This window comes from Burkholderia anthina, assembly GCF_902498995.1.
GTDB classification, from domain to species: Bacteria; Pseudomonadota; Gammaproteobacteria; order Burkholderiales; family Burkholderiaceae; genus Burkholderia; species Burkholderia anthina.
The window spans coordinates 1-8193 of sequence record NZ_CABVLY010000053.1 but is presented as its reverse complement, the minus strand read 5'-3'; the positions used below and the strand labels follow the sequence as shown (position 1 = coordinate 8193).

Annotated in this window: 7 protein-coding genes; 3 read left to right on the top strand and 4 right to left on the bottom strand. The window is 66.8% G+C overall.

The window, feature by feature from the left end; all coding sequences use genetic code 11:
* On the bottom strand, positions 1-1174 hold a 1174-nt coding region (locus tag BME24068_RS34620), incomplete at its 3' end, for a hypothetical protein (protein ID WP_174928789.1).
* A 104-nt stretch (positions 1175-1278) separates the two neighbouring features.
* Positions 1279-1449, bottom strand: coding sequence for a rubredoxin (locus BME24068_RS34615; RefSeq protein ID WP_004186709.1), 171 nt, complete (start codon positions 1447-1449; stop codon positions 1279-1281).
* 255 nt (positions 1450-1704) lie between these two features.
* On the opposite strand from BME24068_RS34615, the gene BME24068_RS34610 reads away from it, so the two are divergent.
* Positions 1705-2571, top strand: coding sequence for a hydroxymethylpyrimidine/phosphomethylpyrimidine kinase (locus tag BME24068_RS34610; RefSeq protein ID WP_096504841.1), 867 nt, complete (start codon positions 1705-1707; stop codon positions 2569-2571).
* Between the two features lie 194 nt (positions 2572-2765).
* On the opposite strand, the gene groL is transcribed toward BME24068_RS34610, so the two are convergent.
* Positions 2766-4406 (bottom strand): chaperonin GroEL, encoded by a 1641-nt coding sequence (gene groL, locus BME24068_RS34605; protein ID WP_096504843.1) that lies wholly within the window; start codon positions 4404-4406, stop codon positions 2766-2768.
* 46 nt (positions 4407-4452) lie between these two features.
* The gene (locus tag BME24068_RS34600; protein ID WP_011544732.1) at positions 4453-4746 is read right to left on the bottom strand and encodes a co-chaperone GroES; all 294 of its coding nucleotides are present in this window, start codon (positions 4744-4746) and stop codon (positions 4453-4455) included.
* Between the two features lie 681 nt (positions 4747-5427).
* Between BME24068_RS34600 and BME24068_RS34595 the strand changes: the two genes are divergently transcribed.
* Both BME24068_RS34595 and BME24068_RS34590 read left to right on the top strand, forming a co-directional pair.
* Positions 5428-6894, top strand: coding sequence for a carbohydrate porin (locus BME24068_RS34595; RefSeq protein WP_174928788.1), 1467 nt, complete (start codon positions 5428-5430; stop codon positions 6892-6894).
* Between the two features lie 64 nt (positions 6895-6958).
* Positions 6959-8092: a hypothetical protein gene (locus tag BME24068_RS34590; RefSeq protein WP_096504847.1), complete on the top strand. Its 1134-nt coding sequence runs from the start codon at positions 6959-6961 to the stop codon at positions 8090-8092.
* Positions 8093-8193 lie beyond the last annotated feature (101 nt).

Here is an 8193-nt window from a genome sequence, read left to right as displayed (position 1 = left end):
CGCCGTCGGCGAGCGGCACGCCGTGCGAGGCGCGGCGCCACGCGAGCCCGAGCGTATCGGCCAGCAGCGCCGCGTGGCCGAGCCCGAGCGCGCATGCGGCCGTCCCGACCCGATAGGCGGCGGCCGATGCGCGCCATGCCGCGCCCGCATCGGCCCCGGCCGGCGCGGCCGCGAGATCGGCCATCGACGCATCGGCCGTCTGCAGGAAATCCTCATAGGCATGCGCGTTGACGGTCACGACACCGAGCGTGCGGGTCGGCGCCGCCGCGACCGCGTCATGCTCGGCGCGCGCGGCATCGGCTTCCCACAACGCCTCGGATGCCGGCGTGCCGGCGACGTGCCAGTCCACCGTCAGCCCGTAGTCGTGCAGCACGTCGACGAGCGCGACATCCTCGGCGGCCGCGCCGAACAACGCGAAATCGCGCCACAGCAGCGCAAGCGTCTCGCGCACGAGCGCGGGCGGCGCACTGCGCCGGCCTTGCGCGTGCTCGCCGAGCAGCAGGTTGGTTCGCGCGAGAAAACGTTTCAGTTCGGGGGCGCCGCTGGCGCGCAGCGCGCGCAGGCACGCGGCGGCCAGCCGCCAGAAGTCGTACGGCACGCCGTCGGCCAGCGCGGTCAGGGTCGCATCGAGTTCGTCGAGCGCCGCGTCCGGCGTGCCCTGCGGCGTGCGCAGCACGGCGAGCAGCGCCTGTTCGTAACGGGCGCGGGCGCGACTCGCGAAGGTATCGGGCAATGCGCGCAGCGTCGCCGGCGGCACCGCGCGCCCGACGAGCGCGAGCGCATCGAGCGGCGCGCTGGCGTGCAGATCCGCCGCGCTTTGCGCACGCAACGCACGGAAATGTTCGAAGAGAACCGGCGAGCAGGCCAGCTCGCGCAGATTGTGACGCGCGACGGCCGCGCGGAAATCGTCGAGCGCGATGCGCCAGACGGCAGACGTCGGCTCGGTGACGACCAGCGGCGCGGCGGCCGACAACTGCCCCGCGAACCGGGAGGCCGGCAGCCAGCCGGCCTCCGCGAGCACCGCCGCGGCGGCCGCAAGCGGCGCTACCGCGTCGTCGCGACGCGCAAATGCGTCGGCGGCCGCCGCGAGTGACGCGTCGGCCGCGCGCACCGCCCCGCCGCGAGGGTTGGGCAGTGCATCAGGATGGAGAACGTTCGCCGGGTCGGCCGTCATGGACACGCGCGCCTGTCATCGTCAAGTCGCTCGCGCCGGCCACGGCGCGCGAGCGCCGGGCAACCGCGAGGCCGGAGCGGTGTGTCCGTGGGCCAAGGGTCCGGTCAGATCTGGACCATCTCGAAGTCTTCCTTGCGAGCGCCGCACTCGGGACACGTCCAGTTGATCGGGACGTCTTCCCAGCGCGTGCCCGGGGCGATGCCCTCTTCGGGCAGCCCCGCTTCTTCGTCATAAATCCAGCCACAAATCAGGCACATCCAGCTCTTGTATTCCATCTTAAGCCGCGTCGGGAAAGTCGGTAAATTCGGGAGCCATGATGGTACCGTGTCGGGGCCGGACTGCCTAGCAATCGCACTGGAGTACGGCAACTACGTTGCGCTGCGCTAAAAAATCCGTCGTGCGGGCCGGATTCCGCCGCATAATGGCTGCAAAGTGCGGCCTGCCGGGCAACACGGGGCCCGAAATGGCTCATTTCGCCTCGCCGTCCGCACCTCCGTCGCTTCCCCGTTTTTTTCTTGCCCCATTTTTACATGTCCAGCAACGCCCCTCCGATCGTCCTCACCTTCGGCCTGTCCGATCCCACCGGCGGCTCCGGCCTCCAAGCCGATCTGATGACCCTGGCGAGCATGGGCTGCCACGGCGTGTCCGTCCTGACGGGCTATACCGTGCGCGACTCGGCTGCCTGCGACGAAGTGACCGGCCTCGATCCCGATGTCGTCGCCGCCCAGGCGCGCATGCTGCTCGAGGACATGCCGGTCGCCGCGTTCAAGATCGGCGCGGCGACGCGCGCGGAAGTCGTGAGCGCGATCGCGGAAGTGGTCGCCGATTACGACGGCGTGCCGCTCGTGCTCGCGCCGGACTTCACGCTCGACGACGAGCACGTGCTCGCCGCCGACGACCTGCGCGAATCGATCGCCGACCTGCTCGCGCCGCAGACGACGCTGCTCGTTGCCGATTACGCGACGCTGATCGCGCTCGCGCAGCCGGACGGCGATGCCGAAGCGCCGAATCTCGACGCGGCCGTGTCGCACCTGCTCGCGCAGGGTTGCGAGTACATCCTGTCGTCGGAGACGGGCTCGCACCGGCTCGTCAACACGCTGTACGGCGAGGAAGGCCAACTGCGCGAAGACATGTGGGATCGCTCGCCGCACCGGCTGATGGGCATCACCGACACGCTGGGCGCGGCGATCGCCGCGCTGCTCGCGAACGGCCAGGAGCCGCCCGAAGCGGTACGCGAAGCGCAGGAGTACCTGTATCAGGCCGTGCGCGACGCGTTCCGTCCCGGCATGGGTGCGTACCTGCCCGACCGGTTCTTCTGGGCCCGCAGCAACGACGACGCGGATACGCCACCGGCCGTGAAGGCCGATCCGGTACCGAGGACGTCGCACCGGCATTGACGCACGGCGGCCACATGCCGCCGCGCCGTCGAAACACAGCCCACCATCGCGTCGGGGCGGCACATCCGCCCCTTCTTTCGCGCACGCCGCGAACGGCGCGCGACAAATAAAAAAAGACCCGCATCGCTGCGGGTCTTTTCTTTTGGCTGGAACGCGCATCGCTGCGCGCCCCGGACACCATCGACCGAAGTCGATTACATGTCCATGCCCATGCCGCCCATGCCGCCCGGCATGCCGCCCGGCATCGGTGCGTCTTCCTTCGGCAGTTCTGCGACAGCTGCGTCCGTCGTCAGCAGCAGGCCGGCAACCGAAGCTGCGTTCTGCAGTGCGGTGCGCGTGACCTTGGTCGGGTCGACGACACCGGCTTCAACCATGTCGACGTACTCGCCCGTTGCTGCGTTGTAGCCGTAGTTGCCCTTGCCTGCAGCAACTGCCGCCACCACGACGCTGGCTTCTTCGCCGCCGTTCGTGACGATCTGGCGCAGCGGCTCTTCCATGGCGCGCAGCACGATCTTGATGCCGGCGTTCTGGTCGGCGTTCGCGCCGGTCAGGGCTGCGATCGCGGTGCGAGCGCGGATCAGCGCAACGCCGCCGCCTGCCACGATGCCTTCTTCCACAGCTGCGCGCGTTGCGTGCAGTGCGTCTTCGACACGTGCCTTCTTTTCCTTCATTTCGACTTCGGTCGCAGCACCGACCTTGATCACTGCCACGCCGCCGGCCAGCTTGGCCACGCGCTCTTGCAGCTTTTCACGGTCGTAGTCCGACGTCGCTTCTTCGATTTGCGTGCGAACTTGCTTGACGCGCGCTTCGATGTTCACGGCTTCGCCTGCGCCGTCGATGATCGTCGTGTTTTCCTTGCCCACTTCGATGCGCTTCGCCTGGCCCAGTTCTGCCAGCGTTGCCTTCTCGAGCGTCAGGCCGGTTTCTTCCGCGACGACTTGACCGCCGGTCAGGATCGCGATGTCTTCCAGCATGGCCTTGCGGCGATCGCCGAAGCCCGGCGCCTTGACCGCAACGGTCTTCAGGATGCCGCGGATGTTGTTGACGACCAGCGTTGCGAGCGCTTCGCCTTCGACGTCTTCGGCGATGATCAGCAGCGGACGGCCAGCCTTCGCGACTTGCTCGAGCACCGGCAGCAGATCACGGATGTTCGACACCTTCTTGTCGTGCAGCAGCACGAACGGGTTGTCGAGGACGGCGACTTGCTTGTCCGGGTTGTTGATGAAGTACGGCGACAGGTAGCCGCGGTCGAACTGCATGCCTTCGACGACGTCGAGTTCGTCGGCGAGCGACTTGCCGTCTTCGACGGTGATCACGCCTTCCTTGCCGACCTTGTCCATCGCTTCAGCGATGCGATCGCCGATCGACGAGTCGCTGTTCGCCGAGATCGAGCCGACCTGTGCGATTTCCTTGTTGGTCGTGCACGGCTTGCTGATCTTCTTCAGCTCTTCGACAGCCGCTGCGACTGCCTTGTCGATGCCGCGCTTCAGGTCCATCGGGTTCATGCCCGATGCGACGTACTTCATGCCTTCGCGAACGATCGATTGCGCGAGGACGGTTGCCGTCGTCGTGCCGTCGCCTGCGTTGTCGCTGGTCTTGGAAGCCACTTCCTTGACCATTTGCGCGCCCATGTTCTGGAGCTTGTCCTTCAGCTCGATTTCCTTCGCGACCGACACACCGTCCTTGGTGACCGTCGGGCCGCCGAAGCTGCGCTCGAGCACGACGTTGCGGCCCTTCGGACCCAGCGTGACCTTGACTGCGTTGGCGAGAATGTTCACGCCTTCGACCATCTTCGAACGGGCGGAATCGCCGAATACGACGTCTTTAGCTGCCATCTTCTAACTCCTTGAATTCTTGGGAATATGTACCGTCAGTGGACGCTTACTTCGCGTTGACCACGGCCATGATGTCTTCTTCACGCATGACCAGCAGCTCCTGGCCGTCGACCTTCACGGTCTGACCAGCGTACTTGCCGAACAGGACGCGATCGCCGACCTTCACGTCGAGCGCGATCGGTGCGCCCTTGTCGTCGCGCTTGCCCGGGCCGACCGCGAGGATCTCGCCTTGATCCGGCTTTTCAGCAGCAGCTTCGGGGATCACGATGCCCGAGGCGGTCTTGGTTTCCTGATCCAGGCGCTTGACGATCACGCGATCGTGCAAAGGACGAAGGTTCATATTCACTCCTCTCTTGACTGAGATTGAAGAACGCTTAGGGAATCTGCCCGGCGGATCGCCCGGCAGAGAATTGTTAGCACTCTCGTGCAGCGAGTGCTAATTATATGGACGGGTTTTGACAAATTCAAGAAGGGAGGCCGAACGAATTTTCGGCGCGGCAAAGCAGGCGGAAAAGCACGCAACCACAACGAAAACCCCTTTTAAAACAAAAACATGGGAACCCCGAGCCGGCCTGATCGGCGCGCGCGGCTCACCCCGAAAGTCGTTCAGCCCCGTTTGGACACCGGGTAAGCACGGAGTTCCTGCGTCCGGCGACATCGCGTCGCAAAACCTGCGCGGACGCCGACTCCGTCCACTGCAACGCCCTCGCTCGCGCCCGCCGCCGGCCCGTCGCGCCCCCTCCTCGCCGCGACATCGGCCCGCATCGAACCAATCAATTGCATTACGCCGATATTTACGGTTTAGCGCGTTGCTAAACACGCGCGAAACCCCATCCGTAAGGCCTTCCATTACATTCAGTAATTTAGATGAGAATCATTCTCGTTTACATTGACTTTCTCATTTGACACTCCTACGATGCGCCGCGTTGCGTTCGTTTTCGTACTCTGACCGACAGGTGCCGAGCGTCCGGACAGCGACCGACAAGCAGGACTCCACACTAATTAGAGCCAGGGATTCGATATGACCTTTGCGTCGCGCCATGGAGACCGCCTCCGCGCCCGGATGCGCCCCGCCGCCTGCGCGGTTCTCGTCGCCGGGGCGACGTTAGCCTGCGCCGGCGCCTATGCGGACACGCCGGTCGATGCGCAGCCCGAAGCACCCGAAGCCGACCTCTCGATCCAGGCCCAGCCGACCAACATGTGGACCGGCATCTGGACCCGCCAGAACCTGCTCGGCGACATGGGCGGCATCCGCCCGTGGCTCGGCAAGTACGGCGCGACGCTGCAGATCACCGAAACCAGCGAATACCTCGCGAACCTGCGCGGCGGCCTGAATCGCGGCGGCGCGTACGACGGGCTCACGACGGCCACGTTGACGGTCGACACGCAGAAGGCGATCGGCCTGCCCGGCGGCACCTTCAACGTCAGCGCACTGCAGATCCACGGCACCAACCTGAGCGCGCGCAACCTCGGCACGCTCAACACCGCGAGCGGCATCGAGGCGCAGGACACGACGCGCCTCTGGGAGCTGTGGTACCAGCAGTCGTTCCTCGACAAGCGCGTCGACGTGAAGATCGGCCAGCAGAGCCTCGACCAGGAATTCATGGTCAGCACGTACGCGAACACGTTCGTCAACACGATGTTCGGCTGGCCCGCGCTGCCGTCGTACGATCTGCCGAACGGCGGCCCCGCGTATCCGCTCGCGGGCCTGGGCGTGCGCGTGCGCGGCCAGATCACGCCGAAGCTCACCGCGCTCGCGGGCGTGTTCGACGGCGATCCGCTCGGCAACAACCCGAACAACCTGAGCGGCACGAACTTCAACCTGCACAACGGCACGCTCTATATCGGCGAGCTGCAGTACGCGCTGAACCAGCCGGCCGACGGCGAGATGGACACCGGCCAGTCGAACGGGCTGCCGGGCACCTACAAGATCGGCGTCTGGTATCACAACGGCCGCTTCGCCGATCAGAACGTCGGCACCGACGGGCTGTCGCTCGCGAGCACCGCATCGAACGGCATCGCGCAGCAGCATCACGGCGACTACAGCTTCTACGCGGTGGCCGACCAGATGATCTGGCGCCCGGACCCGACCGGCGCGAAGAGCCTCGGCGTGTTCGCACGCGTGATGGGCGCGCCGGGCGACCGCAACCTCGTGAGCTTCTCGGCCAACGCGGGCATCGTGCTGAAAGGGCCGTTCGACGGCCGCGACAACGACAGCGTCGGCCTCGCCGTCACGTACATCCAGGTCGGCAGCCACGTGACGGATCTCGACCAGGCCGCACAGATGGCCGCGGCCGGCCCGTACGGCGTGCGCACCCGCGAAACGGCCATCGAGGCGACCTACCAGTATCAGGTGAACCCGTGGTGGGTGATCCAGGCCGATGCGCAGTACACGTTCAATGCCGGCGCCGGCCAGAACCCGAACGATGCGACCCAGCCGCTGCGCAACACGTTCGTGCTCGGCGCGCGCACGACCATCACGTTCTGAACGCCGCCCACGTCACCCGTTTTTCGCGCGCCGCCCGGGCGGCGCGCTCCCAGGAGAGACCCAGATGAATCAATCCGCCCTGCTTCGCCGCTTCGCGACGGGCGCACTGGCCGCTGCCGCGCTGACGGCCGCCGCCGGCGCGCTCGCCGAGCCGCAAGGCTTCCTCGAAACGCTGCATCGCCACGCGCTGCTCGTGAACACGGTGCCCGACAACGGCGACCAGAACCCGTATGCGATCGCGGTCGCGCCGGTATCGGCCGGCACGGTCCAGGCGGGCGACGTGCTCGTCGACAACTTCAACAACTCGGCGAACCTGCAAGGCACCGGCAGCACGATCGTCGACTACCGCCCGTCGACGAAGCAGATGAGCGTGTTCGCGACGATCCCGCGCGACCTGAAGGCATGCCCGGGCGGCATCGGCCTGTCGACCGCGATGACGATGCTGAAGTCCGGCTGGGTGATCGTCGGCAGCACGCCGAGCAACGACGGCACGACCAACACCAAGGGCGCCGGCTGCCTGATCGTGCTCGACCCGCAAGGCAAGGTCGCGTCGACGTGGTCGAGCCCGAACATCAACGACCCGTGGGGCAACATGGCCGTGGTCGACCGCGGCGACAGCGCGACGCTGTTCGTCAGCATGGCCGGCTTCGGCGTCGGCGGCGCGGACGGCAACCCGCCCGTCTACAAGCAGGCGACCGTGCTGCGCCTGGACGTCGACGTGCCGGCCGGCAAGCCGCCCGCGATCAAGCAGGAAACGGTGATCGCGAGCGGCCTCGGCGCGCAGGCCGACAAGGGCGTGTTCCTGGTCGGCCCGACCGGCCTCGCGCTGTCGGACGACCAGAAGAAGCTGTACGTGTCGGACGCGATCGGCAACCGGATCGTCGAGATCGACGATCCGCTCACGCGCGACACCAGCGCAGGCGTCGGTCGCCAGATCACGGCCGACGGCTTCCTGCGCCGCCCGCTCGCGCTCGCGACCGCGCCAAACGGCCACCTGCTCGCCACCAATGCGCAGAACGGCCAGGTCGTCGAAATCGACCCGGTCGCGGGCAAGCAGCTGTACGCGCGCTGGATCGACACCGACAAGGCGCAATCGCCGCCGGGCAACGGCGACCTGTTCGGGATCGCGATGACGCCCGAGGGCGACGGCTTCTATTACGTGCAGGACGACGTCAACACGCTGATGCTCGCGAAGTAACGGAACGAATCATGGCAGACGATCTGAACCCGCCGTCGCGCCCCGCGCGCCGCGGCTTCCTGAAGGCCGGCGGCGCGGCGGTGGCCGCGGGCCTCGCCGCC